This window comes from Domibacillus indicus, from assembly GCF_023715895.1.
Classification (GTDB): domain Bacteria; phylum Bacillota; class Bacilli; order Bacillales; family Domibacillaceae; genus Domibacillus; species Domibacillus indicus_A.
Genome location: NZ_JAMBOO010000004.1, coordinates 168,219 through 194,733, shown reverse-complemented (window position 1 = coordinate 194,733; position 26,515 = coordinate 168,219). Strand labels below are relative to the sequence as shown.

At 47.4% G+C, this 26,515-nt stretch carries 27 protein-coding genes; 12 read left to right on the top strand and 15 right to left on the bottom strand.

Translation table 11 applies throughout. The features are described 5' to 3' along the window. Nucleotides 1-6 precede the first annotated feature (6 nt). From putP to M3221_RS09840, 4 genes are all read right to left on the bottom strand, one after another. Nucleotides 7-1,470, bottom strand: coding sequence for a sodium/proline symporter PutP (gene putP, locus M3221_RS09855; protein ID WP_251271403.1), 1,464 nt, complete (start codon nucleotides 1,468-1,470; stop codon nucleotides 7-9). Between the two features lie 80 nt (nucleotides 1,471-1,550). Next, complete coding sequence (gene pruA / locus M3221_RS09850) at nucleotides 1,551-3,119, bottom strand: L-glutamate gamma-semialdehyde dehydrogenase (protein ID WP_251271401.1); 1,569 nt, start codon at nucleotides 3,117-3,119, stop codon at nucleotides 1,551-1,553. A 19-nt stretch (nucleotides 3,120-3,138) separates the two neighbouring features. Further along, nucleotides 3,139-4,050, bottom strand: coding sequence for a proline dehydrogenase family protein (locus M3221_RS09845; RefSeq protein ID WP_251271399.1), 912 nt, complete (start codon nucleotides 4,048-4,050; stop codon nucleotides 3,139-3,141). 199 nt (nucleotides 4,051-4,249) lie between these two features. After that, the gene (locus M3221_RS09840) at nucleotides 4,250-4,402 is read right to left on the bottom strand and encodes a hypothetical protein (RefSeq protein ID WP_251271397.1); all 153 of its coding nucleotides are present in this window, start codon (nucleotides 4,400-4,402) and stop codon (nucleotides 4,250-4,252) included. Nucleotides 4,403-4,527: 125 nt separating this feature from the next. Between M3221_RS09840 and M3221_RS09835 the strand changes: the two genes are divergently transcribed. After that, nucleotides 4,528-5,160 carry a hypothetical protein gene (locus M3221_RS09835; RefSeq protein WP_251271395.1) on the top strand — a complete coding sequence of 211 codons (633 nt, stop codon included), beginning with the start codon at nucleotides 4,528-4,530 and terminating at the stop codon, nucleotides 5,158-5,160. A 46-nt stretch (nucleotides 5,161-5,206) separates the two neighbouring features. Here M3221_RS09835 and M3221_RS09830 read toward each other — a convergent pair whose 3' ends face one another. Genes M3221_RS09830 through M3221_RS09815 form a run of 4 tightly spaced genes read right to left on the bottom strand, consistent with a single transcriptional unit; the run spans nucleotide 5,207 to nucleotide 8,067 of the window. After that, nucleotides 5,207-6,118 (bottom strand): DMT family transporter, encoded by a 912-nt coding sequence (locus tag M3221_RS09830; protein WP_251271394.1) that lies wholly within the window; start codon nucleotides 6,116-6,118, stop codon nucleotides 5,207-5,209. 14 nt (nucleotides 6,119-6,132) lie between these two features. Continuing rightward, nucleotides 6,133-6,585, bottom strand: a complete 453-nt coding sequence (locus M3221_RS09825) for a threonine/serine exporter family protein (RefSeq protein WP_242232636.1) — start codon at nucleotides 6,583-6,585, stop codon at nucleotides 6,133-6,135. A 13-nt stretch (nucleotides 6,586-6,598) separates the two neighbouring features. Then, entirely contained in the window at nucleotides 6,599-7,393 is a 795-nt protein-coding gene (locus M3221_RS09820; protein ID WP_251271392.1) for a threonine/serine exporter family protein, read from the bottom strand. Between the two features lie 59 nt (nucleotides 7,394-7,452). Further along, nucleotides 7,453-8,067, bottom strand: coding sequence for an acetate uptake transporter (locus tag M3221_RS09815; protein WP_251271390.1), 615 nt, complete (start codon nucleotides 8,065-8,067; stop codon nucleotides 7,453-7,455). A 197-nt stretch (nucleotides 8,068-8,264) separates the two neighbouring features. On the opposite strand from M3221_RS09815, the gene M3221_RS09810 reads away from it, so the two are divergent. Beyond that, a complete protein-coding gene (locus M3221_RS09810) occupies nucleotides 8,265-9,170 on the top strand; it encodes an AEC family transporter (protein WP_251271389.1) in 906 nt (301 codons plus the stop codon). Between the two features lie 704 nt (nucleotides 9,171-9,874). Continuing rightward, complete coding sequence (locus tag M3221_RS09805) at nucleotides 9,875-11,305, top strand: amino acid permease (protein WP_251271388.1); 1,431 nt, start codon at nucleotides 9,875-9,877, stop codon at nucleotides 11,303-11,305. 39 nt (nucleotides 11,306-11,344) lie between these two features. Here M3221_RS09805 and M3221_RS09800 read toward each other — a convergent pair whose 3' ends face one another. After that, nucleotides 11,345-11,920, bottom strand: a complete 576-nt coding sequence (locus tag M3221_RS09800; protein WP_251271386.1) for a metallophosphoesterase family protein — start codon at nucleotides 11,918-11,920, stop codon at nucleotides 11,345-11,347. Nucleotides 11,921-11,999: 79 nt separating this feature from the next. Here M3221_RS09800 and M3221_RS09795 point away from each other — a divergent pair, with 79 nt between their 5' ends. Genes M3221_RS09795 through M3221_RS09785 form a run of 3 tightly spaced genes read left to right on the top strand, consistent with a single transcriptional unit; the run spans nucleotide 12,000 to nucleotide 13,293 of the window. Next, nucleotides 12,000-12,368, top strand: coding sequence for an NAD(P)-binding protein (locus tag M3221_RS09795; RefSeq protein ID WP_251271384.1), 369 nt, complete (start codon nucleotides 12,000-12,002; stop codon nucleotides 12,366-12,368). Continuing rightward, nucleotides 12,365-12,811 (top strand): hypothetical protein, encoded by a 447-nt coding sequence (locus M3221_RS09790; protein WP_251271383.1) that lies wholly within the window; start codon nucleotides 12,365-12,367, stop codon nucleotides 12,809-12,811. Before M3221_RS09795 ends, M3221_RS09790 begins: the two co-directional genes overlap by 4 nt. Continuing rightward, nucleotides 12,694-13,293, top strand: a complete 600-nt coding sequence (locus M3221_RS09785; protein ID WP_251271381.1) for a phytoene desaturase family protein — start codon at nucleotides 12,694-12,696, stop codon at nucleotides 13,291-13,293. The genes M3221_RS09790 and M3221_RS09785 overlap by 118 nt, the downstream gene beginning before the upstream one ends. Before the next feature lie 122 nt (nucleotides 13,294-13,415). On the opposite strand, the gene M3221_RS09780 is transcribed toward M3221_RS09785, so the two are convergent. The 3 genes from M3221_RS09780 to M3221_RS09770 form a co-directional block, all read right to left on the bottom strand. Further along, the gene (locus M3221_RS09780; protein WP_251271379.1) at nucleotides 13,416-14,114 is read right to left on the bottom strand and encodes a DsbA family oxidoreductase; all 699 of its coding nucleotides are present in this window, start codon (nucleotides 14,112-14,114) and stop codon (nucleotides 13,416-13,418) included. A gap of 91 nt (nucleotides 14,115-14,205) precedes the next feature. Beyond that, the gene (locus M3221_RS09775; protein WP_251271377.1) at nucleotides 14,206-15,225 is read right to left on the bottom strand and encodes a PQQ-dependent sugar dehydrogenase; all 1,020 of its coding nucleotides are present in this window, start codon (nucleotides 15,223-15,225) and stop codon (nucleotides 14,206-14,208) included. Between the two features lie 4 nt (nucleotides 15,226-15,229). After that, nucleotides 15,230-15,739 (bottom strand): dihydrofolate reductase family protein, encoded by a 510-nt coding sequence (locus M3221_RS09770; RefSeq protein ID WP_251271375.1) that lies wholly within the window; start codon nucleotides 15,737-15,739, stop codon nucleotides 15,230-15,232. Between the two features lie 46 nt (nucleotides 15,740-15,785). Between M3221_RS09770 and M3221_RS09765 the strand changes: the two genes are divergently transcribed. Next, nucleotides 15,786-16,343 (top strand): hypothetical protein, encoded by a 558-nt coding sequence (locus tag M3221_RS09765; RefSeq protein ID WP_251271374.1) that lies wholly within the window; start codon nucleotides 15,786-15,788, stop codon nucleotides 16,341-16,343. 491 nt (nucleotides 16,344-16,834) lie between these two features. Here M3221_RS09765 and M3221_RS09760 read toward each other — a convergent pair whose 3' ends face one another. After that, entirely contained in the window at nucleotides 16,835-17,635 is an 801-nt protein-coding gene (locus tag M3221_RS09760) for a YihY/virulence factor BrkB family protein (protein WP_251271372.1), read from the bottom strand. A gap of 233 nt (nucleotides 17,636-17,868) precedes the next feature. Between M3221_RS09760 and M3221_RS09755 the strand changes: the two genes are divergently transcribed. Next, nucleotides 17,869-19,227: a glycosyltransferase family 2 protein gene (locus tag M3221_RS09755; protein ID WP_251271370.1), complete on the top strand. Its 1,359-nt coding sequence runs from the start codon at nucleotides 17,869-17,871 to the stop codon at nucleotides 19,225-19,227. A 60-nt stretch (nucleotides 19,228-19,287) separates the two neighbouring features. Here the strand turns inward: M3221_RS09755 and pduL are convergent, their stop codons facing one another. Together pduL and M3221_RS09745 are read right to left on the bottom strand one after the other, a co-directional pair. Further along, entirely contained in the window at nucleotides 19,288-19,872 is a 585-nt protein-coding gene (gene pduL, locus M3221_RS09750) for a phosphate propanoyltransferase (protein ID WP_251271369.1), read from the bottom strand. Between the two features lie 85 nt (nucleotides 19,873-19,957). Then, complete coding sequence (locus tag M3221_RS09745) at nucleotides 19,958-20,413, bottom strand: GNAT family N-acetyltransferase (RefSeq protein ID WP_251271368.1); 456 nt, start codon at nucleotides 20,411-20,413, stop codon at nucleotides 19,958-19,960. Between the two features lie 252 nt (nucleotides 20,414-20,665). On the opposite strand from M3221_RS09745, the gene M3221_RS09740 reads away from it, so the two are divergent. Genes M3221_RS09740 through cydC form a run of 4 tightly spaced genes read left to right on the top strand, consistent with a single transcriptional unit; the run spans nucleotide 20,666 to nucleotide 26,445 of the window. Next, entirely contained in the window at nucleotides 20,666-22,060 is a 1,395-nt protein-coding gene (locus tag M3221_RS09740) for a cytochrome ubiquinol oxidase subunit I (protein WP_251271366.1), read from the top strand. Further along, a complete protein-coding gene (gene cydB / locus M3221_RS09735; protein ID WP_251271365.1) occupies nucleotides 22,060-23,070 on the top strand; it encodes a cytochrome d ubiquinol oxidase subunit II in 1,011 nt (336 codons plus the stop codon). The genes M3221_RS09740 and cydB overlap by 1 nt, the downstream gene beginning before the upstream one ends. Then, a complete protein-coding gene (gene cydD, locus M3221_RS09730; protein ID WP_251271363.1) occupies nucleotides 23,070-24,788 on the top strand; it encodes a thiol reductant ABC exporter subunit CydD in 1,719 nt (572 codons plus the stop codon). Before cydB ends, cydD begins: the two co-directional genes overlap by 1 nt. Beyond that, entirely contained in the window at nucleotides 24,754-26,445 is a 1,692-nt protein-coding gene (gene cydC, locus M3221_RS09725) for a thiol reductant ABC exporter subunit CydC (RefSeq protein WP_251271362.1), read from the top strand. The genes cydD and cydC overlap by 35 nt, the downstream gene beginning before the upstream one ends. Nucleotides 26,446-26,515 lie beyond the last annotated feature (70 nt).

The window sequence follows — 26,515 nt, the reverse complement described above, 5'->3', positions numbered from 1 at the left end:
TTTCTTTTATGCCGTTTCCTCGTATTTTTCATATGAGCGGGTTAAATGCGCGCTTGGCGCTGGTGTCATCAGGCTGACTGCCCAGACAGCGACGGTGCTGACAAAGAAGCCTGGGATTATTTCATACAGCAGTCCCGCCAAAGACGGAATACTTGCCCAAACGATAACCGTTACCGCGCCGCCGATAATACCAGCAAGTGCTCCCCATTTGTTCATTCGTTTCCAATACAAACTCATTAAAATAACCGGACCAAATGCAGCACCGAACCCTGCCCATGCATAGCCGACAAGCGAAAGAATCGTACTGTTATTATTAAGTGCCAGGCCAACAGCCACAACAGCAACTGCCAACACAGCACCGCGGCTGATCAGCATCAATTCTTTGTCGGATGCAGACCTGCGGAAAAACGTTTTGTAAATGTCTTCTGTCAATGAGCTTGACGTCACAAGAAGCTGCGAAGAAATTGTACTCATGACAGCCGCCAGCAATGCCGCCAGCAAAAAGCCGCTTATAAATGGATGGAACAAAATTTCACTCAATGTAATAAAGACGGTTTCCGGATCGGCAAGCTCTCCCTGCTGCTGCGAGTAATAAGCGAGACCAAGGAACCCCGTCAGCATCGCGCCGCCGACCGAGAAAATCATCCAGCTCATGCCGATATTGCGTGCTTTTTTAATTTCTTTCACAGAGGTGATGGCCATAAAGCGGACAATAATATGGGGCTGCCCGAAATAGCCGAGTCCCCATGCCATTAATGAAATGATGCCAAGAACGCTTGTCCCGGTAAAAATATTAAACAGATCTGGGTTCATCGCATTCATTTCTGTAAAAACCGGGCCGATGCCGCCAATTTTCATAATGGTTACGATCGGCACTAAAATGAGAGCGCTTACCATAATAAGTCCTTGAACAAAGTCCGTCCAGCTGACGGCTAAAAACCCACCAAATAATGTGTATGCGACGACAACACCGGCAATAATCCATAAACCGACTTTGTAATCGACCCCAAACGAGGTTTCAAACAGCACGCCGCCAGAAACAATGCCTGATGATACATAAAACGTAAAGAAGACGATAATGACAAGTCCGGATGTCAGCCGGAGCAAATTAGAGCGGTCCCCAAATCTGTTTTCCAAAAAAGATGGAATGGTCATTGAATTGTTCGCAAGCTCCGTGTACACACGTAAACGAGGTGCGACATACAGCCAGTTTAAAAAAGCGCCGATCGTCAAACCGATCGCAATCCAGGAAGCACTCAGCCCCTGTACATACATTGCCCCGGGAAGCCCCATTAACAGCCATCCGCTCATGTCAGAAGCGCCTGCACTAAGAGCTGTAACAGCCGGTCCAACCGAGCGGCCCCCAAGCATGTAATCTGATAAATTCGATGTTCGTTTGTACGCTGCGTAGCCGATCAACAGCATCCCCACCATGTATATGCCAATTGGAATAAGTAATTGGATATCCATTTCTCCTTCTCCCCCTTTTGATAAAAGAAAAGCTGCCTTTCAAGACCTGAAAAGCCAGAAAGGCAGCTCGAGATTCACTCTTACAGCTTGCGTGCCAGCATTTTCCCTTGCGTGAAGAGAAGAAGGTAATCATACCCGCCCGCTTTTGAATCCGTGCCGGACATATTAAATCCGCCAAACGGGTGCACGCCAACCAAAGCGCCTGTGCACTTTTTATTTAAATACAAGTTACCGCAATGCATATTTTCAAGTGCATAGCTCAAACGATCTTCTTCTTTAGAGAAGAATCCGCCTGTTAAGCCGTATTCTGTGTCATTGTAAATCGCAATCGCTTCTTTCCAGTCCGCCGCTTTTGCTATTGCCAGTACAGGGCCGAAGATTTCTTCCTGCATAATACGCGCTTTTGGATCTACATCTGCGAAAATCGTTGGCTCGATATAATAGCCGTTTCCTTCCGCTTTTTGGCCGCCTGTTTTTAAAACGCCTTCTGATTTGCCGATTTCAATGTATCCCATAATTTTATCGAATGATTTTTGATCAATTACCGGTCCGATTGATGCATTTTCTTCCGGAAGGCCCACTTGAAGTTCTTTCGTAAGCGCGACTACTTTTTCAACCACTTCGTCATAAACAGATTCAACGATAATCGCACGGGAGCCCGCTGAACACTTTTGACCCTGGAAGCCGTATGCTGAAGCAACAATTGCCGCTGCTGCCGCATCTAGATCCGCTGTTTCATCTACGACGACGCCGTCTTTTCCGCCCATTTCAGCTATGACACGCTTCAGCCATAATTGGCCTGGCTGTACTTTTGAAGCACGCTCGTAAATACGGCAGCCAACAGCACGAGAGCCTGTGAAGGAAATAAATCTTGTTTTCGGATGCTCTACCAAGTATTCTCCTACTTCAATGCCATCGCCCGGTACAAAGTTAAGAACGCCATCCGGCAGGCCGACTTCTTCCATCAGCTGAACAAATTTCGCCGCAACGATTGGAGCAGAATCTGCCGGCTTTAAGATCACTGTGTTCCCTGACACAATCGAAGCAACCGTTGTTCCAGCCATAATCGCCAGCGGGAAGTTAAATGGTGAAATCACGACGCCAACACCAAGCGGAATATACGTTAACTCTGTTTTTTCCCCTTCTACTTGTGTTAATGGCTGGTGCTTGCTCGTTTCGCTTAAACGGATCATTTCACGTGCGTAAAATTCCATAAAATCAATCGCTTCTGCTGTATCTGCATCTGCTTCTGCCCAGTTTTTCCCTACTTCGTATACAAGCGCTGCAGAGAATTCATGCTTGCGCTGGCGCATCAAGTCTGCCGCTTTGAACAAATACTCAGCGCGCTCTGCCGGTGCTGTGTGCTTCCATGATTCAAATGCTGCTAGTGCCGCCTGCATTGCTGCTTCTGCATGCTCTGATGTTCCTTTTGATGCGTAGCCGACAATTTCATCTGTGTTCCCTGGATTAATAGATGTTAGTACTTCTTCTGTTTCTACTCGTTTTCCGCCAATAACAAGCGGGAATGTACCGCCAAGTTCACTTTTTACTTTTGCCAGTGCATCCTGCATCGCTTTTTTGTTTGCTTCATCTGCGAAGTTTGTGAATGGCTCGTTTTTAAATGGTGTGCGCTCGATTGTAGTTGTCATCTTTACCGTCTCCTTTTAATTAAAATAAGTTTTTTAGTACAAACCAGACGTTTGCCGGGCGTTCTGCCAGCCGTCTTGTAAAATATCCAAACCAGTCATTTCCGTATGGTACATATACACGGACTTTGTAGCCTTCTTCTACCAGCTTGTTTTGCAGATCCTCACAAATTCCGTACAGCATCTGAAATTCAAATTGCTCTTTCGGAATGTTATGTGCGCGGACAAGCTCTTTCGTGTAAGCGACAGCGTCCTCGTCATGTGTCGCTACAGCCGCATAATTTCCATTCAGCAGATGCTGCTTGATGATTTTTTTGAAATTTTCGTCTACATCTTTTTTCTCTGGAAATGCAACCTCCGGCGACTCTTTGTAAGCGCCTTTTACGAGGCGAAGATTAGCTCTTTGCTCGTTTAAGTCTGCAATGTCCTGCTCCGTACGATATAAATACGCTTGAATAACAATTCCGACGTTATCGTAATCAAGGCGAAGCTCTCTATAAATATCAAGAGAGATTTGGGCGTGTGCATAATCTTCCATATCAATTCGGACAAAATTATTGTGAAGTACGGCGCGGTCTAAAATTTTCCGCATATTCCGCATGCACAGCTCTTTACTGATATCAAGACCAAGCGATGTCATCTTCAATGATAGATTCGATGTAACACCCGCTTCAGCAATGGCATCAAGTGTTTGGATACACATAGCGGTTGATTCGGCTGCTTCTTCTTCTGTAAAAACAAACTCGCCTAAATGGTCCAGCGTGACCACTTTGCCTTCTGCATTTAATTTTCTTACTGCCTGAATGGCCGTGCTGATCGTTTCCCCGGCAACAAACCGGCCGGCACCGAAACGCAGTCCATATTTCTTTGCTAATTTATTGGCTGATTGATTTTGTCCAATGAATTGAAATACGTTACGCATCATTAGTTCCATTCTATGTACCTCCTTTTCTATTTATACAATATTGTTCATTTGTTTATTTTTGAACAACTTTGTTTATCTGATGAATTTAATATACCATAAACTCTGCCTTAATGTTGCGAATTGTCAGATTTTCTAACAAAAATTTAAAAAAATATGAAAAAAGCAGGTATTGAGCAGTGTAAAACACTCCTAAATACCTGCTTTTCTCTTATCTTTTTTTAGATAAAGAACTTTTCTTCTCAGAAGATGCTGCTTTTCTTTTCGCCCGTCCGCTCTCTTCTCCCTTTTCACTCGATTTTTTTTCAGGACGGAAGTTAGGATCTTTTTTGCAACCGCATCGACGACAGCCGCATTTTTTCATCTGCTGCCACTCCTTTCGTTTACTCACACGGTATGAAAGAAAGAAGCGAACGACACGGCGGACGGCTTACATTGATTGTGAGAATGACATTCATTTATAATAAAGAAAAAAAGGGGGCGGCCGGCGTGGACCGTGCTATGTTTGCGTTTGGAAATGAAGGCGAAGCAATGGGAACCGTAACAGAATGGGCAGGTAATGCACAGCTGCTGATGGCTTCGGCGGAGCAGAACTTAAAAGTAACGTCTCTTCCAGCAGCGGCATCGATGTTTATGCGGCGGTATGGGCTGTTTCTTGCCGGCCACCTGGCCGTTTTTTCAAAAGAGCGGCGCATATGGGACGGTGATCCTGATAAAGTGGAGATCGTCATGGGAGGCGGAGACGGATGGCCTCTTTTATTTCGGCTGAAGCATGAAAACTGGATTTCCTGCGGTGACGAAGGAGCGGACTTTTTGCTGAACCGGATGGCCGAGCCGGTGATCCAAATGATTGCGAAAGAAGCGAAGCTGCCGGCAGTAATTTCCCGGGAAAATATTTTCGGTTATGCGCTTTGGATGTATGTGCATATTTTAAAGGATACCCGCGACCTTGCGCTTCTGCCGCAATATGAACGTTTTTTACGCAAGCAGAAACCGGAGGAGGCGATGGCAAACTTCAGCCGGCTGACGTGCTGCTTATACAAGGAAGTGCCAGGGTGCGAGAAATGCCCATACTGTCCGCTTTTGAAAAAGAAAAACTGTGAAACCGCGCAAACACTTTAAAAAAAGCCCGGCTTCTGTTTTAAAAACAGAAGCCGGGCTTTTTTGTTTATCTTACAGCGCGCCTGCGCCTGCGAATCATTTCTTCCAGTGCGCCTGATCCCATTAACACACCCGGCACAATCAGCAGCAGCCCGAGCCAGTGGTAATAGTAAATCGGTTCCCCCAGAATTACCGCAGATCCGACGATTGAGAAAAAAGTATTTAAGTTTAAAAAAATCGCCGCTTCGGCCGGGCCGATTTTTGTAATCGTATTGTTGTACACTAAATGGCCGACCGCTGTTGCTCCGACTGCAGAGACAAGGAACACAATGACGGTTTGGAAATGGACGTTTTGAAGCGATGCGAGGCCATTCGGCTCTAAGAGAAAGCTCGTCATAAACAGTCCTAATGAACCGAACAGCTGCATATAACCGGTCAACAAAAGCGGATCGATATCACGCGCAGCGCGGCTTACTAAAATAAAGCTGAAGGCCTGGGCTGTAATCGAGAAGAAAATAAACAAATCGCCAAGCACAAATCCTCCTAATCCAGCACCTCCGCCCAGTACGGTCACCAGCACACCGGCTGTTCCCGTTAAAAAGCCAAGCACCCGTAGCGCGGACAATCCCCGCTGGAAAAAAAGAACGGACATGAAGGCCGTTAAAATTGGGCCCAGTCCCAATATAATGCCTGTATGAACAGAGCTTGTTCCAGCAGCGCCAAGCCCTAAAAACAAGTGATGAAAAAAAACATTAAACAAGCCGCCGCCCAAAATATACTTCCAATGATAAATAGCGGGCCAATGAACTTTTCCCATTCTGGTCAAAATAATAAATACAACAAGTGATGCCGTGAAAATACGAAATGCGGTGATCGTCACCGGCTCGACTGTGCTGACTAATATTTTTATGAGCGGGACGTTAAACCCCCAAATCATCATCACTAAAATGAGCAGTAAGTATGGTTTTATTTTTTGCAAAGTGCCCCTTCTTTCTATGCCTGCTTTTTTTCGGCAGGCGCTTTTTTCCGCAAAATCAGCTGGTAAAATACATCGGACAAGATCAGTCCGAGTGCAATAGAACCCGAAATCATAAATGCCTTTGCCGCCAGATTAATGCCGGCATTATAATCGTTTTGTACAAACGAACGCATCGCCCGATACGCCGTGCCTCCAGGAACGAGTGGAATAATCCCGGCAATCGTAAAAATGATAACCGGCGTTTTGTACACCCTCGCGTATACATGGCCGATCAATGCGATGGTAAAGGAAGCAGCAATCGTTGCGGGCAGCGAATCAATGCTGTGCTCGGATAAAAAATAATACACCATCCAGCCGGCCATACCGACGGTGCCGCACTTGAACAGCAGGCTTTTCGGCACATTAAACATAATCCCGAAGCTTGCGGCTGCCACAAAACTGAAAAACATATTTGTTAAAACGGTCATGCCCGCATCCTCCTTAAATAAACGTCATGACAACAGCGATTCCTGTTCCAATGGCAAGAGCGGTTAACAGCGCTTCTGCTCCTTTGGCCAGTCCGGAAAGAAAATGGCCGGCCATTAAGTCACGGACCGCATTTGTAATTAACAAGCCGGGAACAAGCGGAATCAGTGTACCCACAATAATTCGATCAAGATCACTGCCCAGCCCGAGCCGGAAAAACACGTATGCAGCCGCGCCGCCGGCAAGAGCCGCAATAAATTCGGAGAAAAACATCGTCGGGACGATATCGGCTACTTTTAATAGAAGAAAATAAGCAAGTGCTCCAGACAGCATCGCCGGAATCATATTGTCCCATGACCCTTTCAATAAAATCACAAAACAGCCGCTCGTTGAAGCCGCCGCTGCAATCTGTACCAAAAAAGAAAAAAACATGGGCGCTCTCTGAATGGCTTTCAACTCCTTGTATGCTTCGGAAACGGTCAGCTCCCCCGCACTGATCCGCCGGGAAATGGCATTCACCGCGCTTACTTTATATAAATCCGTCGTTCGTTTTGAAATCCGCATTAATTTTGTTTTTGTCGGTTCATCTGTTTCAATCGAAAACATGATGCCTGTCGGCGTTACAAAGCTGTGTGATTCTTCAATACCGTATGACAGGGCAATCCGCATCATTGTATCCTCTACCCGGTACGTCTCGGCGCCGTTTTCCAGCATAATTTTTCCCGCCAGCAGGCTGACGTCCATGATGTCATATTGTTTCTCAAGCAAGGCGTCCAACTGAATCACCCCAATCGTGTTCAATGCCCCCATTATAGCCCTTTCACTTCATAAAAAAAAGCCCGCCAGCTAAATAGCCGACGGAACATCCTTTACCCTTTTTTAATGATGCCAAACGGCTTGCCAACCGGAAGAAATTCGCGTCCGAAATGCGTGTTCAGCACAGCCGCGCCTGCTCCGTAAAACGAGAACAGTGAAATAAGCAGCTCTGAGTAGGCAGCGAGCTGATGCGATGCATGCTCCATAATGCCAAATGAGCTAAGGGACAGCCCAATAAATAAGAAATCAATTAAAAAGAAAATGATAAACAGCACTTTATTTGTTTCCAGTGCGCCAATCGTCATAAAGACCGTAAAAATAAGATAACCGATAAATGCAAAACCAAGCTGGTGCATATCCGCATTTTCCTGCAGGATCTGGCCAAATACACCTAGATTCATCAGCCATGATAAGCTGACTCCCATCCAAAACAGGCCGTATGCTGCAAAAGCAGAGGCACCAAATGTGTTATTATGCTTTGCGTCTAAAATAGATGCGTAAAACTGCGCAATACCGCCGAGAAAAATGGCCCATGGAATCACTAGAGACAATCCATCTGTCCAGCCCAGCTTTTGAGATGAGGCCACAAGTGTGACAATGGCCAGTCCGAACAAGCCAATTGCTGACGGATCAGCTGTTACAATTTTTACTTGTTTTGTTTCGTTCATACTTTCCTCCAACATATATTTTAACCGACTAGTCGGTTTTTTCAGATAATTTCTCTCTACTTCTGAAAAACAACATCTTGTATTGTACACGAATCAGCCTCGCTCGCCTATAGCAAGGAATGGAAATTCGCCTGTTTTCGACAAAAAATTTTGGTATGATAAAGAAAGAGTTGAAATGGGACGGAGATGACCTCGTTTTGGAATTATTTATGATTGTGCTGCCAGCATTCCTGATTTTTTTAACCGGCTATCTCGGCCAAAAATGGATCGGATTTGAAATTCGCTCGATTTCGATGGCTGCACTGTATTTAATGTCGCCTTTTCTTGCCTTTCGAACCTTTTATGCCAACAAATTAACGATGGAATACGTGTACATTACGGTTTTCTGCCTCGTTTTATCGCTTGTCCTCATTGTCGTCGTACTTATTACCGGCTTTTTTATGAAAGCCGGCCGCCAAAAAATGGCGGCGATGGTATTGGGCGGTGTTTTTATGAACAGCGGCAATTACGGAGCACCCGTTGTGCTGTTTGCTTTTGGCGCTGTAGGCTTCGAATACGCGGTTATTATTATGGTCTTTCAATCATTTCTAATGAATACAATCGGCTTGTTTGCGGCGTCTCTTGGCGGCGAAGAAGAAACGACCTTAAAGCAGTCGCTTCAGCGGGTTGTGCGGATGCCTGTTTTGTATGGAGCCTTTCTCGGTGTCTTGCTTCAGCTGCTGCATGTTTCGATTCCGCCATCGTTTATGGACGCGATCAGCTTAGTGGCAGATGCTTCGATTCCAACCGTGATGATTGTGCTGGGCATGCAGCTGGCAGTGATTGCGACAAAGCGGGTCGAATACAAATACGTCAACGCGGTCTCTGTGATCCGTATGATTGTATCACCGCTTCTCGCTGCCGCCATCGTCTCTTTTATACCGGCCAATGATTTATTAAAGGACGTGATGATTCTTCTGGCAGCCATGCCCGCTGCAGCGAATACAACCATGTTTGCGATTCAATTCGGTACAGAACCCGACCTCGTTTCCTTCACAACATTGATCACAACGCTGTTGAGTATTCTCACTATTCCGATTGTCCTGTTTTTTCTTGGCGGTTAACTGAAAGAACCCTCTTTCTATAGAAAGAGGGTTTTGAGACTGTCGACAAAGCCGTCAGTCTTTTTTCACAAAAGCTTTCACTATTAAAAAGAGCAGGTTTCTTTTCGAGAAACATCGCTTCTTAAAAAGAGCCGATAGGGGAAGCCGACCAGACTTCCCCATTTTTTTCTTAAAAGCAGCAAAGAAGGCATATTCACATTTGCTTTTTACCGCTTTGATGATAGCGGAAAGTGTATCTTTCAGGCTGTTCATTTTTGTCCAACCGCATAGGCGACGGGCGAGCGGCGAAGACTCCTATGGGACGAGCGGGCCGGCTGAGACCGGCTGGGCAGCTGTGCTGCAAAGACGGGCTCAGCGCCTGCCCCATGGAAAGCGAAGCCGTGCGCCTGTCGCCTTATCGGCCCTCTTCTTATAGAAAGAGGGTTCTTTCCAGTTCAATCGTTTTTTGGAATGAACTCTGTTCCTCAGATGGATTGACCGATTCCCCTTTTTATGTGTTTAATAGAAGTCGGCTGTTCTTTACCCCCTGCAAAATTTTGCAGCCAAACGCAAAAAAGATTGTCTTTCAATCAATCGAATGGCACATTAGCATTCTTTTTCTTTTAACGGTTTTCGGAAAAATAGATGTAGTACTAAATTTGCACACAGCCATAAGAAGAACCATTTGGAAACGTTTCCAAGTAAAGATGTAAGGAGGAGATCGTATGCAGCAGCCTGGCAGCCAGGAGCTTCAGCGCACGATGAAAACACGGCATTTATTTATGATTTCGCTTGGGGGTGTAATTGGAACCGGCCTTTTTCTTGGATCAGGCTATACAATCAGCCAGGCCGGAGCCGGCGGAGCCATATTATCTTTTTTAGTCGGCGGCTTTGTGATGTATTTAACGATGGCCTGCCTCGGGGAATTGGCGGTAGCTATGCCGGTATCAGGTTCTTTTCAAACGTATACCACTAAATTTATCGGACCGGCAACCGGCTTCACACTCGGATGGATTTACTGGCTCGGATGGGCTGTCACAGTGGCGCTGGAATTTCTATCAGCCGGTCAGCTGATGGGCAGGTGGTTCCCGGATGTGCCCACATGGATATGGTCTGCCGTGTTTGCCGGTATACTTTTTATTTTAAACGCCTTGTCTGCAAAAGCGTTCGGAGAAGCAGAGTTTTGGTTTTCGAGCATCAAAATTATGGCGATCGTGTTATTCATTATTTTAGGCGGCGCCGCGATGTTTGGCTTGATCGATATGAAAGGCGGCCAGGAGGCACCGTATTTCTCTCATTATATTGAGGACGGCCTGCTGCCGAATGGTCTTTCTGCTCTTATCATTACGATGATTGCGGTGAATTTCTCGTTTCAAGGCACCGAGCTGATCGGGATTGCGGCAGGGGAAAGTGAACATCCAGAAAAAACGATTCCCCGCTCAATTAAGCAGTCTGTCTGGCGTACGCTTCTGTTTTTTGTTTTATCGATTTTTGTTTTGGCCGGCATGATTCCGTCTGATCAGGCGGGCGTGCTTGAAAGCCCATTTGTTGTTGTGTTTGACCGCATCGGCATTCCTTATGCAGCTGATATCATGAACTTTGTTATTTTAACCGCTCTGCTGTCCGTTGGAAATTCGGGCTTATACGCGGCGTCCCGGATGCTGTACGCTCTTTCAAAAGAAGGCATGGCCACGCCGGCACTTGCGAAAGTAAACAAAAAAGGCGTCCCGATGAATTCATTGCTTTTAACGCTCGGGATCGCCCTGCTGTCGCTTTTATCTGGCTTTTTCGCGGAAGAAACCGTGTTTGTATGGCTGCTTTCGATCGCAGGACTTGGGGCGCAGGTCGGCTGGATTGCCATTAGCGCGTCACAGCTTGCTTTCCGGAGAAAATATCTTCGTGAAGGCGGAAAAGTAGAGGATTTAAAATTCAAGGCGCCGCTTTATCCGTTTTTGCCGATGCTTGGCCTCCTCCTGAACTGTACCGTTTTAATCAGTATGGCATTTAATGCCGAGCAGCGTATGGCTCTTTATTGCGGCATTCCCTTTATTCTGCTGTGCTACACGGTTTATCATTTGAAAATCAAGAAAACAAAGCTGATGGAGCTGGAAAAGCAGGAAATACAGCTGAATTCAAATAAAAGAATGCTGCTTTAAACAGAAAAAACACGACAAGCCCATTGTCGTGTTTTTTATTTACAAAGCTTTCATAAAGGTAACGGTCCGCGCCGAGGAATCGTACAGCACCCATTCACGGGACTGCCAGACGGCGCCGGCGTTAATCCCATACCGCTTTTTCTTTAAAAAGATGGGCTTTCCATATTCGAATGGCAGCGGTTTTCCTTTCCTGTACAGTCCGGCTGTATGGCTGTGCCCGAAAAAAATGAGCGGCGGATCAGTTTTGGGCAGGACCGGCAGCCAGCCTTTTGCCCATTTCCATTGATGTCCATGCATTAACACGGCGCCGTCGATTGTTAATTCCTCCGGCAGATGAGCAAAATCATGACAGCCGGTCACAAGCATAATCCGCTCTTCCTGGTTTCCACGCACAGATGGAAAAGTGAGAAGCGATGCAAACTTTTCCGGCATCTGCGCCGCTTTTTCCATTGAAATACCTCTTGTTGTCGCTGCTTTTCGCCTGCGGATGCTGCATTCATATAAATCACCAAGTCCCATAATTTCTGCGTCTGGTGCACAGTATTCAATATGCTTCAGCACTGCTTCTGTATCCTCTACACTTGAGTGCAGGTCGCCCAGAAGTGCATATCTCATGTTCTATCTTCCTTTCCGAACGAGTTTAACATTGCAAGGTTTCTTTTCCTTCTTCACACTAAAGAAAAGAGGTAATTTTGTGCATACACTTATTATCAGCGGATTAACAGCAGCAGCCATTTTAGCCCGAACCGGGCATGACGTAACGGTGCTCGAAGCTTCCTCTGAATGGAGTGGATGCGCCGGAAAATTCCAGCAGCGGCATGCTCTTTTTCCAGTAGGTGCAACGCTTGGCATGGGTTTTGAAAGAGGAGACTTTCACAAGCGGGTGCTGCGCCTGCTTGATACGGTTATGACGCTTCATTTCCCAAACAGTCTATTCCTTATTACCGGGACCGTGCACAGTATCTTGAAGCTATTTGTGCCCATTTTCCACATGCGGCCAGCCGGATCCGCTCTTTTTACAAAGAATTATGGGAAACAGCGGCGGCCGTTCGCTAGATCATGAAACCCCTTCCTGCTCTTCCGCCTCAAACAGCCGGCGAATGGGCGTATTTGCTTTTGTCTCTCCTGCCCTGGCATGCAAAGCTTGCGCCCTTTGCGCGCGCCACGCTTGAAAACCGGCTGCACAAGCATGGCCTCGGCAAAGAAGGTGCATTTATTCATTTGCTTGACGGCCAGTTAATCGACAGTATGCAGACAACCTCAAAATATGTTTCCTATTTGATGGCAGCGACGGCACTTAATATTTATCACGAAGGCGGCTTGTACCGTGTCGCTGAAACATTGGCCGATTCGATTCGTGAAAACGGAGGTGTCCTGAAGAAAAAACGATGGATTGTATCCATGAAAAAAACAGCGGATGGACCACTGTTGACGAGCGCGGCAACGAATACCACGCCAAGCATATTATCTTTAGCGGCTCCATCCAGCAGCTGCCCTCCCTCGTAAACGGTCTTTCGGGCCGGCACCGAAAGCTTCCCGGCAGGCCAACCTGGATTACGCATACCCTCTATTTACTACTGGACGGGGCGCTGATCCCGGATTCATTTCCGCCGTTTAGGCAGATTTCCTCGGATTCAAGGAGTGAAGGCAGCCACCTGTTTATGTCTCTTTCTGCTAAATACGACCGCCTGTGGGCACCGGAAGGCAAACGAACGATGACCGTTTCCACTCATTCCTCCCCGGATCATTGGCAGACGAAGCAGGAATATGATGCGTACAAAGAAAAGCTGACCGAGAAAATGCTGGCGATGATCGGATCCGTGTACCCGAATTTCCGCAAACCACTGAGCACGCGCTGTTTGGCTCGCTGTCTCACCGCTCCGGTCTGCCGAATCTATGGCTGTGCGGCGATTCGATTTTTCCAGGCGGCGGCACAATCGGCGCCACCGCGAGCGGTATTCATTGCGCCCGGCTTGTTTGAGCTTTAAGCCTGCCGTTATCCTATAAAGGGCCAAAGCCGTTAGCGGCTTTGGCCTCTCCCTTCGTCTCACAAATGGCTGAGCGACGCTTTCTTATTCTCTTCTGTTATAGATGTCTAGTTTTCAGGCATTCAATCCTGGCTGCTTTCCCCATCCGTGCAGTCATCATCCTGGCACCATTCGGTTTTGCCTGCTGTTACTTCTTCATCAGCCGCTACCTGGTCAAGCACCTGCTTAAACGCCTCAACAGACTGCGCGCCGGAAACAGCATATTTATCATTGAAAATAAAAAATGGAACGCCTTCGATGCCAATGTCGCGCGCTTCTTCTTGATCAGCGCGGACACGGTCGCTATATTTGCCGCTTTGCAGTACTTCTTTTGCTTCAGCTCGGTCCAGACCTGCCTCTTCTGCCCATCCAGCCAGCAAGTCTGCATCTGCAATATGTTCAGATTCAGTAAAGTAAGCCCTTAATACCCGCTCTGTAAATTCATTCATTTTTCCTTTTTCTTTGGCAAAATGGGACAGGCGGTGTGCATCATGCGTGTTTGCTAAAACGATGGTATCCATATTATAAACGAGGCCGGCTTCCTTTGCCTGCTCAGTCATTCGGTCATTCATTGCTTTGGCACTTTCCACTGTCATATCGTACTTTTTCGCCAATGCGCTGTGCACACTTTCCTCTGACTTAACCGGTGCATGCGGGTCAAGCTCATAGCTGCGGAACTCTATCTCTATGTTGCCGTCAAATTGTGCCGCCGCTTCCTCAAACCGGCGTTTGCCGATATAGCAAAACGGGCAGGCGAAATCAGACCAAATTTCTACTTTCATCTTTCTCCACTCCTTTTCTTTAGAGTAGGAGGAAAAAGAAGAAGCCGCAACTATTCTGCCTGCAATAGAGGGGTAGAGTGGATATTCACCTTTAATATTCCATGCGGTACAGTTTATCGTCGCCAGCTGCCGGATTTCCGCGCCCGTCTGTATTGTTCGTCACAAAATAAAGATCATCCCCGTCAGAAAACACATCTCGAATACGGCCGTAGCCTTCAATCTCTTTTGACACCTTTCCTGTTTTGGGATCGATTTTCAGCACCGCTTCACCACGGAGTGAAGCCGCGTAAAGCACTCCTTTACGCCAGGCCATCCCTGAAGGAGCCCATGTTTCATCTGTGCCGGACACAGCAAGAGGTGCTTGAAGTCCCTCGGCTTCTTCCGTTCCTTCAATGTCCGGCCAGCCGTAATTTCTTCCTTTTTGGATGAGGTTTATTTCATCGTTTGCAGACTGTCCGTGTTCAGAGGCATACATCGTCCCGCTTTCATCCCAGGCAAGGCCCTGTGGATTGCGGTGGCCCATGCTGTATACCTCCGCCTCGCCTGATTCATTAATCCGGATAATTTTTCCGTTCCATGAATCAGGATTTTGAGCGGTTTCTGGATTGGACGCATCTCCAATCGTCGCGTAAAGAGCACCATCCGGTCCGATTTCAAGCCGGCCGCCATGATGAAAGCTGCCGGATGGAATGCCATCTAGGAGCGTATCCGCTTCGCTCCAGCGGGAATCATGCTGTTTAACAATCACAATCCGGTTATAGGGCTTTCCTTCCTTGTCATACGTGTAATAAGCATAGGCTTCTTTTGACTCGGCGAAGTCCGGCGCCAGCACGAAACCGAGCAAACCGGCTTCCGCCGCGTCCGAAAGCGGTGCCTCCAGCTCGACCGGCTGATGCTCTACATCACCATCTTCCACTTTGGCAATGGTGCCGTTTCGCTCGGAAATATAAAACACGCCTTTACTTTCGGTAATCGACCACGGAACATCCAAATTTTCTGCTTCTACCTCCAGTTCTTTACGCTCCGCGTCATCTGCCGGCTCCGTCTGCTCTGCTTCCTGCATGCCGCAGCCTGCTGCTAACAACACGCCTGCCAGCCATTTTTTCGCCATCGAATCATTCCTTTCGCTTGTAGTGAATCGATACGATGTCTCCCAGCTTTTCTACACCAGCAAGTGAAAACGAAGCTTCTGTGCCGGGTGGAAACAGTGGAATGCCACCACCCAGCACTTTCGGTATCACAGCGATAAACAGCTCATCAAACAAATCATGAGCAAGGCATTCCTTCACAACTTGTCCACCGCCAACCACCCAAACAGTCCCTTCTTCCCGTGCCAGCACCTCCGTCAGCGGCTCGTCTGTAAAAACAACATGATTTGTTTTTCCTTTCATCGTTCTTGACAGCACGCAGCATTTCTTGCCCGCATATGGAAAATCATCCGTCAGCTGGAGCACTTTCTCGTACGTGCCGCGTCCCATGAGAAGCGTGTCAACCGTTTTATAAAAAGCCAGGTAGCCATTGTCTCCTCCGTCTCCCTTTACGTCATCGAGCCAATCCACTGACCCGTCCTCTCTTGCAATAAAGCCGTCAAGACTTACGGCAATGTACAACACACTTCTGCCCATTTCTCCATCTCTCCTTTATAATAAAAATCAAAAAGGGGATTTTACATTGACGGTGACCTCTCTTTACGAACGCGAACTGCTGACGGTTTTAAACGGCTTTACTGATTATGTCGAGGAGCATGCGGACCCCGAACAGCTTGAACGGCTGCATCATACATGGATTCCGCTTCTCAGCACATACGTCACGCACGATGCAGTTGAATCTGCCCTTGATGAATGGTACGCCATGATCGAAAACGATTTCTTATGGCTTCATTATATCGAAGAAAAGCAGGCGCTTACAGCAAAACCCATTATTCAACACATATTGGAAAGATGGAAGAAGCCATTTGCGTTTGCAGGCTCCCGGCTTCCAAATGACAGATACGAGCACTGGGCAGACGGCATCAAATGGAACATAAGAACTGGATGTGGGGAGTATATCATCGGCATCGCGCTGCCGCTCGGAGAAAACGAGGCCCTGCTTGTTCATTGGTTTGAAACAGACCAGGCATTTCAAGAGCTGCTGGAGGACGGTTTTTCTGAAACAAAGGATTTAACCCGGCAGCAATACTTGAACGGCCACTATTTAACCTGTTTGTCTTTTCAAAGCGATAACACATAAAAAAAGGAGCTCAGCCCAAAGAGCTCCTCAGTGTGTAGACAAAGTCTTTCGCCCTTAAAAAAAAGCCGATACGTGAAACCTGCCGGACTGCGCTTTCCGCGGGCAGTGCGGGAGCCTCCTCGGCTGCTCCTGCGGGGTCTCCCGACTCACTGTACTTCCCGCAGGAGTCTTCGTCCGGCAGTCTTCACTAAGTGTTATTGAACATCAATAAGCACAGATTGAATAGACATTTTCTCTTTTAAACGGAAAGATATGGCCTTATTCACTTTATACAATCTTGTCGCAAGCCACTTGGCGGCGGGAGGGCGGCGCAGACTCCTATGGGACGAGTGGGCAGCTGAGACCGGTGGAGCCGCCAGGCGGAGTCGGGCTCAGCGTCTGCCCCATGGCAAGCGGAGCTGCCTGGACGCCGCCGATCCATCCCATTTATGTGCACGGTCATCCATATCATTTGTCTACAATCTGAGGAGCTCTACCCAAAGAGCTCCCTTTTATTGTTGTTCTTTTTCCGCATTAAAAAGGCCGCCAAGCAAAATCACAACGGCCGTTAAATAAAACCAGAGGACAAGCACGATGATCCCCGACAGCTGCCCGTACAAGCGCGTATAGCTGACCGCCGCTGCATAGCTTTCAAACAGAAAAGACACGATCTGCCAGCCGAGTGCCGCGAACAGCGCACCCGGCAGAACATATAAAATAGGTACTTGATCATTTGGAATAATTTTATAAAAAGCGATAAAAAACACTACCAAAAACAGGGTTCCAATCCCCCATTGGGCTGCCGGCCATATATCTAAAAGCCTTGATAGCTGCTCAAGCGTGCCCGATTGCGATACAAGCCAGTGCAGCACTCTTTCCAGCAAAGGAATCACAAACGACAGCGGCACGATGATCATAAAAATCAATGTAACGCCAAAATCGCGCAGAAGTCCTTTCCAGAAAGGAAGGTCCCGTTCAATTTTGTAGGCGTCATTTAGAGAACGGCCCAATGACTGGACCGCCATCGAAGACAGCCAAAACGTAGAAACTAGGCTGAGTGACAGCACCTGCCCTTGTTCAGCAGAGAGTACGGCCGCGACGTTTTCTTCAATTAAGGTGAACGATTCCCCCGGCGCATACGGACGGATAAAATCGAGAATAGCCTGCTGATCCACTGGAAAAAAACGAATTAATGAAAGCATAAAAATGATAAATGGAATCGCAGACAGCAGCAGGTAGTAAGCCGTTTGCGCCGCCTGATCATAAAAGCGCTCAGCAAAAAAGCGGCTCAAGATCCTCTGAGCAGTATTCATCTATCCACCTCCTTTTTTTATTTTTCCCGTTTCTGTGCAGAAGTAAGCCCACTTAAGCGTACCCGCCCCATTGTATTGGAAAAACAGTATGAACTTTTACCTCCCCTTTTATAACAATTTGATAACAAACTGGGGCATAACCCTTATTTTTCTTTTCATTTCCGTAACAACTCTTTTATCCTTTCTTTCTCTCACTATAATAAGTACAGCAATTGTCGAGAGGGAGCTGTTCTATGAATCTATTGGTTTTCACATTGTTTTGTCTCAGCATTTTGTTTCCCGTTTTACATGTGTTCTGCAGTACTCCGTCCCAGCGCGGGCTGCCCGGTCAAAAGCCTCCTGCCTCCAAAGGCATTAGCGTGTTAATTCCTTGTTTTAATGAAGCGGCGATTATTCAAACGTCGATTGATCACATACAATCTCTTTCTTATCCATCCTGCGAAGTCATTTATATTAATGATGGTTCGAGCGATGAAACCTTTGCGCTTTTGAAGGAAAAGTTGGGTCTCGTTGAATGTCAAAAACAAGCGCTCGGCCAGCTGGCCCATCAACCGATCCACGGTGTGTATCAATCCGGCTTCCTGCCGCATGTATTTGTCATCAACAAAGAAAATGGCGGCAAGGCCGATTCGCTCAATGCCGGTATTGAATATGCTTCTTATGATATTGTGGTGACGCTGGATGCGGACAGCATTTTAAGTGATGATGCCCTGCCTCTGGCAAATGAAGCGTTTCAAACGCCAGATGTGATTGCTGCCGGCGGCATGGTGCATGTGCTGCAAACAAAAGCCGGCGGCCATTTCGGGCGCTTGTCTTTAAAAAGTGCCAACTGGCTGATTCGAGCGCAAATGCTCGATTTAATGAAAGGCTTTTACATTACAAAAGTGTCTTTAGCCCGGTTTCGCGCTCTGTCGATTATCTCAGGGGCGTTCGGTATTTTCGATAAGCGGGTTCTGCTCGAAGTCGGCGGCTACCGCACCACGCTGGGAGAAGATATTGATATTACCCTGCGGATCCAGCGGTACATTTCAGATCACCCGGCCAAACGCATTGTGTTTCTGCCGGAGGCTGTCTGCTATACCGAGCTGCCGGAAAACAACCGGGATGTTTTTAAGCAGCGGGTCCGCTGGCAAAAAGCGTTCGTTGACTGCATCATTCATTTTGCCCCTTTTTTCACTCGCACTCTTTTGCGAAAGCCTGTTTCGTTTTTTTGTGTGTTTGAAACGTTTATTGGCGGCACCGTTACCGCGTATGTGATGACGGCGATGCTGATTCAGCAGCTTACGCTCGGCTCAATGTCTATGATAGAGCATCTTGCTCTTTATGCTGCTGTAACCATGATGTTCGGCTCGTTTTGTGATATAGTCGCCATCACCCGCTCTCATCCTTATGGTGTCTGCTTTAACAAAGGCGAAAGAGGGCGGCTCTTTACAGGCATCCTGTTTGACGTGACGATTTTTCGTTTCTTAAATCTATTTTACGTGATGTACGGCACTATCGCTTACTTCTTTAACCGGACCGGCTGGAACAAAGTAGCCCGGACGGGACGGCGTTACAAAACGGCACCGCCGGTACATAAAAAGGCAGTGTAACCACTGCCCGAACAAAAAAAGGTTTGATCCCGGAGAGGATCAAACCTTTTTTATGTAAACTTACGCCCAAATGTCGCCTGTAGCGCCTTGAGAGATAAAACCGGCATTCGCCTCGTCTGTATCGATATGCATTTCAAGCGCATAGCTTTCAGATACGCGGATCACGACGTTGCGGAACGCGATTGGACGGTCGCCGCCGATTTCTACAGTCACGATCTGGCCGTTTTCTACGTTGTATTTTTCTGCATCTGCTGGTGTCATATGAACGTGCGCCTGGGCAATGATTAAGCCTTCTTCAAGCTCCACTGTACCTGCAGGACCTGTGATCGTCACAGCTTCAGATCCTTTAATATCGCCTGACTCACGAAGCGGCGGACGTACGCCAAGCTTCATAGCATCTGTCCAGCTTACTTCCACTTGTGTAGCAGGACGGCATGGGCCAAGAACACGAACGCGTGCAATTTCACTTTTCTTACCAGCAATCGTTACCGTTTCTTCTGCCGCGAATTGTCCTGGCTGCGATAAGTCCGCACGCTTTGTAAGCTCGTGGCCTTTTCCGAATAAAATTTCAAGGTGCTCCTGTGATAAGTGGATGTGGCGGGCAGAAACCGCTACAGGAATCGTTCCATGGTTTGTTAATGACATCTATCTTCCAGCCTTTCTGATCTTAAAAATTTTATACAGCACTTATTCTACACTATTTTCTTGTGAAAATACGAGCAATAAATGTTTACTGATGTTTTTTTTCGAGCAGCACTAGTTCTACCCCCGGCTCCGGCAGCAGTGTGTCCAGCTCTTCAAATCCAAATTTCTTATATAAATTGCGGGCAGGCTCATTTTTCGCGCCGGTTGTAACAAGAACGGTCCGCCCCGCTGATTCTTCCTGCAGAAAATATGTCAGGAGCTTTGAAGCAACCCCTTCATGAAAGTGTCCCGGATGAACAACCAGCCGTTGAATAAAGGCCGATCCGTCTTCGTCTTTATAAGAAAGAAAGCCGCACAGCTCCCCTTCTGTTAAAAATCCGATAAAAATTTCATCACTGTTTTTAATCATCTCTACCGTTTCATTTAAATGCGGAATGCCGTCATACCCAATTAATGACGCTTCCACTTTATAAGCAGGTATTTGCAGTGCCAGAATTTCCGCTGCTGTTGCTTCTTCCCCATGATGCAGCCGCTCAATCATCCCCGTAAACCCCTTTCATCGTTCTTTTATCCCTGATTATACACGCTTTTCCCTTTTATTTCAGAATTTACTCTCTTTTCACAGTGGAAAAAATGGTTTGTGAAAAATGTCACAAATCATTCAATTTCTACGCTGAAATCCTATATCTTTTGGCAGCAAAAGAGAGTAAATTATAAAGCAGATAGAGAATGTGAACTAATTCACAATATAATATATTATTACTGTGTAAATAGGAGAAAGGGGATTTACGGGATGGATGAACTATTTTTAGCCCGGCTTCAGTTCGGGTCTACCACCATTTTTCACTTTTTGTTTGTGCCGCTTTCAATCGGTCTTGTGTTTTTAGTCGCATTGTTTGAAACACATTATGTTTTAAAAGGCGACGAACGCTACAAAAAACTGGCTAAGTTTTGGGGGCATTTGTTTTTAATTAACTTTGCAGTCGGCGTTGTGACGGGAATTATTCAGGAATTTCAATTTGGGATGAACTGGTCAGAGTATTCCCGGTTTGTCGGAGACGTGTTTGGTGCTCCGCTTGCTATTGAAGCACTGCTTGCCTTTTTTATGGAATCTACTTTTATTGGTTTGTGGATTTTTGGCTGGGACCGCCTATCCAAAAAAGTACACCTTGCCTGCATTTGGCTCGTATCGCTGGGAACGATGATGTCCGCGCTTTGGATTTTAGCAGCCAACTCGTTTATGCAGGAGCCGGTCGGCTTTGCTATCAAAAACGGCCGGGCAGAAATGAATGACTTCTTTGCTCTGTTAACCAATCCGCAGCTCGCGGTAGAATTTCCGCACGTGATTTTCGGTGCGCTTGCTACAGGTGCTTTTTTCATTGGAGGCATCAGTGCTTATAAAATCATTAAAGGCTATGAAGTAGACTTGTTTAAACGGTCCTTTAACCTTGCTATGACCGTCGCCTTGATCTCAGGGCTTGCCATTGCATTTACCGGCCACGCTCAGGCGAAGCACTTAATGGAATCACAGCCTATGAAAATGGCGGCCAGCGAAGCGCTTTGGGAAGACAGCGGTGATCCGGCTTCATGGACAGCATTTGCATTCATTGACTCTAAAAATCAAGAGAACTCATTTGAAATTAACATTCCGTTTGCGCTCAGCTACCTGGCATATGAAAAATTCCAGGGGGACGTGCCGGGGATGAAAACTCTACAGGCAGAATATGAAGCAAAATACGGAGAAGGCAACTATATTCCGCCGGTTAAAACAACTTTCTGGAGCTTCCGGATTATGGTGGGTGCCGGTATGGTTATGATTCTTGCATCGGTGCTGGGCCTTTATTTCAGCTATCGGGAAACACTTGTCCAGAAAAAATGGTTCCTGCGCGGCATGGTGGCGCTTATCTCGTTCCCATTCATCGCAAACTCCGCCGGCTGGATTATGACGGAAATCGGCCGTCAGCCGTGGACGGTGTTTGGCCTGATGACAACATCGGCATCTGTTTCACCAAACGTCAGCGCCCAGAGCCTGCTTCTGTCACTTATTGCTTTTTCTCTTGCTTATACGATTTTAGCGATTGTTCTCGTTTACTTGTTTGTCCGCGAAATTAAAAAAGGCGTTGAGCATCACGAGGCGGCGCCAGAAACGCAAACGATTGATCCGTTTGATCAGGAGGTGTACATGTAATGGGCTTGAATGAGCTATGGTTTTTATTGATCGCGGTCCTCTTTATCGGCTTTTTCTTTCTTGAAGGCTTCGATTTCGGCGTGGGCATGTCGACGCGCTTTCTGGCGAAAAACGACTTGGAGCGCCGTATTATGATCAACACAATCGGCCCGTTCTGGGATGCGAATGAAGTGTGGCTTTTAACAGGGGGCGGCGCTATTTTCGCCGCTTTCCCTCACTGGTATGCGACGATGTTCAGCGGCTACTATGTTCCGTTCGTCTTCGTTCTGCTTGCGTTGATCGGCCGCGGCGTAGCGTTTGAATTCCGAGGTAAAGTCCACAGTGAAAAGTGGACCAAAACATGGGATTATGTTGTGTTTTTCGGCAGCATCCTGCCGCCATTTCTGTTCGGTGTCTTGTTCACAAGCATCCTTCGTGGTATGCCGATTGATGCGGACATGAACATGTATGCAGGCTTTAGCGATTTCGTGAACATCTACTCTGTAACAGGCGGGGTTACTGTCACGATTCTTTGCTTCCTGCATGGCTTATCCTTTTTAACACTGAAAACGGTTGGTGATCTGCAAAACCGTGCCCGCTCACTGGCGAAACGAGTGGTCTGGCTGGCAGTCGCCGCACTCGCTCTGTTTGTTGGATTGTCTTATATCTACACAGATGTTTTTACGGTTCGGGCAGCTGTAACCATCCCGATGATCGGTGCGATTGTACTGGCTTACGTGCTGGCAGCCGTATTCCTCATGAAAAAACGGGATGGCCTTGCTTTTGTTTCAAGCGGCGCCGGTATTGTTTTAACCGTTGCGCTCATTTTCGCTTCGCTGTTCCCGCGGGTGATGATCAGCTCTATGTCTGCCGCTTATAACTTGACGGTATACAACGCAGCATCCGGCCCTTACTCACTTAAAGTCATGACGATCGTGGCGGTGTCCCTGCTTCCATTTGTAATCGGCTATCAAGTGTGGAGCTATTACGTGTTCCGGAAACGAGTCGACGGTAAGGATTTGACGTACTAATGGGAAAAGATCTATTTCACTATAAAGGTGTAGTTCCGGTGCTTGCCGGACTCACCTTTTTCACTATTATCCAGGCAGTGCTGATCATTCTTCAGGCAAAATGGCTTGCAGGCGCCCTTACCCGGCTTTTCAACGGTGAAACACCCAATGCAGTGTTTCCAATGATGATGCTGTTTTTCGGCGCGCTGGCCGGCCGCTACTTTATTGGCTTTTTAAAACAAAAAGTCGTTGAGCACTATTCGGAAAAAACGAGCACGGCACTTCGCCGTGATGTACTGTCAAAACTGTTTGCACTCGGCCCCCGCTATTCAAAACAGGAAGGAACCGGGCGGCTTGTCACATTGATTATAGAAGGAACAAACCAGTTTCGTACGTATTTGGATTTGTTTTTACCGAAAATGATTAACATGATGATTCTTCCATTGGCGATTTGGCTGTTTGTTCTGTGGACCGATCGGACATCCGGCATCGTATTGGCCATCACACTCCCTGTTTTACTCGTTTTCATGGTGCTATTAGGACTTGCAGCCCGAAAAAAAGCAGACAGCCAGTGGGAGGGCTACCAGCGGCTCGCTGGCCACTTCACAGACTCGCTTCGAGGGCTGGAAACATTGACGTTTTTAGGGCGCGCGCGCTCACACCGCAAACAGATCGAGCATGTAAGCGAACAGTACCGAAAATCAACGATGAGCACTTTAAAAGTTGCGTTTCTTTCTTCGTTTGCGCTCGACTTTTTCGCGATGCTGTCTGTCGCAACCGTTGCGGTGTTTCTCGGTCTTGGGCTTGTAGATGGAAAAATGACACTTCTGCCGGCGCTCACGGTGCTTATTTTGGCGCCTGAATACTTTCTTCCGGTTCGGGAGCTCGGCACCGACTATCACGCCACTTTAAATGGACAAGAAGCCGGCCGCGCCATGCAGGACATTTTGGATGCACCTGCTTACACAGAGGCCGATGATTTTTCCCTTTCATCGTGGTCAGATCATGATGAACTGACGCTGTCAGGCGTGAATGCCGCTTCCCTGCAAAACATCTCTCTTTCTATTAAAGGGCGGGCAAAAGTTGGCATTATCGGAGCAAGCGGCGCGGGTAAATCTACTTTAATCGACGTACTGGGCGGTTTTTTAGGGGCTGATGCTGGAACCATTTCGGTGAACAGCCAGACTGTTTCCCATCTTCAGCAGCCGGCCTGGCAGAACCAGCTGACTTATATTCCGCAGCATCCGTATATTTTCAGCGGAACACTGGCAGATAATATCCGCTTTTACGAACCGGATGCATCAGACGAAGAAGTCATCGAAGCAGCCAAAAAAGCGGGTCTGTCTTCGCTTGAGGAGCTGCTGCATACAATGATCGGCGAAGGCGGACGCCGCCTGAGCGGCGGGCAGATGCAGCGTGTAGCAGCGGCTCGGGCTTATCTCAGCAATCGGCCGGTTGTACTGCTTGATGAACCGACTGCGCATCTGGATATCGAAACCGAAGCGGCTTTAAAAGAAACGATGCTTCCTCTTTTCGATCAAAAGCTTGTACTGCTGGCCACGCACCGGCTTCACTGGATGCGGGAAATGGACTGGATTATCGTGATGGAACGAGGACAAATTGCCGAAACAGGAACACATGATGAATTAATGAAGAAAAACGGCGTGTACGCCTCCCTCGTACAAGCCGCACGAGGTGATACACATGGGGTGGCTGATTCCTTATCTGAAAGAACATAAACGATTGCTCATCCTGGTTGTCCTGCTTGGCGGACTGACCATTTTTGCAGCCAGTGCGCTGCTGTTTGTATCCGGCTATCTGATTTCAAAAGCCGCTTCACGCCCCGAAAATCTGCTGATGATTTACGTACCGATCGTATTGGTACGCACCTTCGGCATTATGCGGTCCGTTTCTCGTTATGTAGAGCGGCTGGTAAGCCATAGCTTTATTTTAAAAATCGTCTCCCGCATGCGCGTCCGGCTTTATGAAACACTCCGCCCGCAAATGGCACGTTTTAAAACCGGTGACGCGCTTAGCTTGTTTGCGGATGACATTGAGCATCTGCAGGATGTATATATTAAATTGATTTTTCCATGGCTGAGCGCCCTGCTTTTGTATGTCGCTGCTGTTGTGGCGCTTGGCTTTTTCTCTACCCCATTTGCTCTTGTGATGGCGCTGTACTTTTTCATTTTTACTGTGCTTGTTCCGCTTGTTTCGCTGCTGGTTATGAAAGCACAGCAAGCGAAGCAAAAAGAACAGCGTGCTGCGCAGTATGGCCGGTTAACCGATGCAGTAATGGGCATGGGCGACTGGCTGTTCAGCGGACGCCGGCAAGCGTTTGTGGATGACTTTGAGCGTGCTGAACAAAAATGGACAGAGCTTGAGTCGGCTAAACGGGCTTTTGCCCGCAGCCGCGACTTCGGTCTGCAGCTGCTTGTTGGAGCGGCGGTTGTCACCATGATGGTATGGGCAGGCGGCCAAAGCGTTAACGGTGAAATGGCACCGATCTTAATTGCTGCTTTTACACTAGTGCTGTTTCCGATTACGGAAGCTTTCCTTACCCTCTCTTCAGCAGCACAGGAGTGGACCGGCTACGCCCAGTCTCTCGGCCGTCTTGAAAAAGTCGAAGAAGGAAAAACGGAACCGAACATTATTCAGCCGGTTTTCGTAAAAGGAGTGCCGGCACTTTCTTTTGAAGATGTATCTTTTTCTTACAGCGAAAAAGAACCGGTATTGAAGCATTTCCAATTCTCTGTGCCGGCAGGGGAAAAAGTGGCGATTCTCGGTCCGAGCGGCGCAGGGAAATCAACAATAATGCAGCTGGCAGAAGGATTCATTTCTCCGCAGGCCGGCATAGTATTGGTGAACGGAAATGAACCGGATGAATACATTTCCCGGGAAATAGCCGTGCTGAATCAGCAGCCATACTTGTTTAACACAACGGTCATGAATAATATTCGGCTCGGCAGCCCGCAGGCAACAGACGAAGAAGTCATCGAAGCGGCCAAACGGGTGCATATGCATGACTATATTGAATCTCTTCCAAACGGATATGGAACGGTGATGCAGGAAACCGGAGCCCGCTTTTCCGGCGGAGAGCGTCAGCGGATTGCCCTGGCCCGTATTTTGCTGCAGCAGACTCCTATCGTGATATTGGATGAACCGACCATTGGGCTTGATCCCGTAACAGAACGGCAGCTGATTGATACCGTATTTGAAGTGCTGGACGGAAAAACCGTTATCTGGATTACCCACCACTTGGCGGGTATGGAAAAAATGGACCGGATTGTCTTTTTAGACGACGGACAGATTCAAATGAATGGCACACACGAAGAGCTGTTTCAGCAGGAACAACGCTACAAGAGGCTTTACGAGCTGGATATGGGGATGAAGTAAGAACAGTCTTTACGGCTGTTCTTTTTTATTTGGAAAAATTAATCAACTTAAAAAAATCAGAAAATACGAC

Coding starts and splice junctions, on each gene's coding strand:
- putP (WP_251271403.1), bottom strand. CDS start 1,470: ATGGATATCCAATTACTTATTCCAATTGGCATATACATGGTGGGGATG.
- pruA (WP_251271401.1), bottom strand. CDS start 3,119: ATGACAACTACAATCGAGCGCACACCATTTAAAAACGAGCCATTCACA.
- M3221_RS09845 (WP_251271399.1), bottom strand. CDS start 4,050: ATGGAACTAATGATGCGTAACGTATTTCAATTCATTGGACAAAATCAA.
- M3221_RS09840 (WP_251271397.1), bottom strand. CDS start 4,402: ATGAAAAAATGCGGCTGTCGTCGATGCGGTTGCAAAAAAGATCCTAAC.
- M3221_RS09825 (WP_242232636.1), bottom strand. CDS start 6,585: ATGACCGTTTTAACAAATATGTTTTTCAGTTTTGTGGCAGCCGCAAGC.
- M3221_RS09820 (WP_251271392.1), bottom strand. CDS start 7,393: ATGGGGGCATTGAACACGATTGGGGTGATTCAGTTGGACGCCTTGCTT.
- M3221_RS09815 (WP_251271390.1), bottom strand. CDS start 8,067: ATGAACGAAACAAAACAAGTAAAAATTGTAACAGCTGATCCGTCAGCA.
- M3221_RS09805 (WP_251271388.1), top strand. CDS start 9,875: ATGCAGCAGCCTGGCAGCCAGGAGCTTCAGCGCACGATGAAAACACGG.
- M3221_RS09800 (WP_251271386.1), bottom strand. CDS start 11,920: ATGAGATATGCACTTCTGGGCGACCTGCACTCAAGTGTAGAGGATACA.
- M3221_RS09790 (WP_251271383.1), top strand. CDS start 12,365: ATGAAACCCCTTCCTGCTCTTCCGCCTCAAACAGCCGGCGAATGGGCG.
- M3221_RS09785 (WP_251271381.1), top strand. CDS start 12,694: ATGGATTGTATCCATGAAAAAAACAGCGGATGGACCACTGTTGACGAG.
- M3221_RS09780 (WP_251271379.1), bottom strand. CDS start 14,114: ATGAAAGTAGAAATTTGGTCTGATTTCGCCTGCCCGTTTTGCTATATC.
- M3221_RS09775 (WP_251271377.1), bottom strand. CDS start 15,225: ATGGCGAAAAAATGGCTGGCAGGCGTGTTGTTAGCAGCAGGCTGCGGC.
- M3221_RS09770 (WP_251271375.1), bottom strand. CDS start 15,739: ATGGGCAGAAGTGTGTTGTACATTGCCGTAAGTCTTGACGGCTTTATT.
- M3221_RS09760 (WP_251271372.1), bottom strand. CDS start 17,635: ATGAATACTGCTCAGAGGATCTTGAGCCGCTTTTTTGCTGAGCGCTTT.
- M3221_RS09755 (WP_251271370.1), top strand. CDS start 17,869: ATGAATCTATTGGTTTTCACATTGTTTTGTCTCAGCATTTTGTTTCCC.
- pduL (WP_251271369.1), bottom strand. CDS start 19,872: ATGTCATTAACAAACCATGGAACGATTCCTGTAGCGGTTTCTGCCCGC.
- M3221_RS09745 (WP_251271368.1), bottom strand. CDS start 20,413: ATGATTGAGCGGCTGCATCATGGGGAAGAAGCAACAGCAGCGGAAATT.
- M3221_RS09740 (WP_251271366.1), top strand. CDS start 20,666: ATGGATGAACTATTTTTAGCCCGGCTTCAGTTCGGGTCTACCACCATT.
- cydB (WP_251271365.1), top strand. CDS start 22,060: ATGGGCTTGAATGAGCTATGGTTTTTATTGATCGCGGTCCTCTTTATC.
- cydD (WP_251271363.1), top strand. CDS start 23,070: ATGGGAAAAGATCTATTTCACTATAAAGGTGTAGTTCCGGTGCTTGCC.
- cydC (WP_251271362.1), top strand. CDS start 24,754: ATGGGGTGGCTGATTCCTTATCTGAAAGAACATAAACGATTGCTCATC.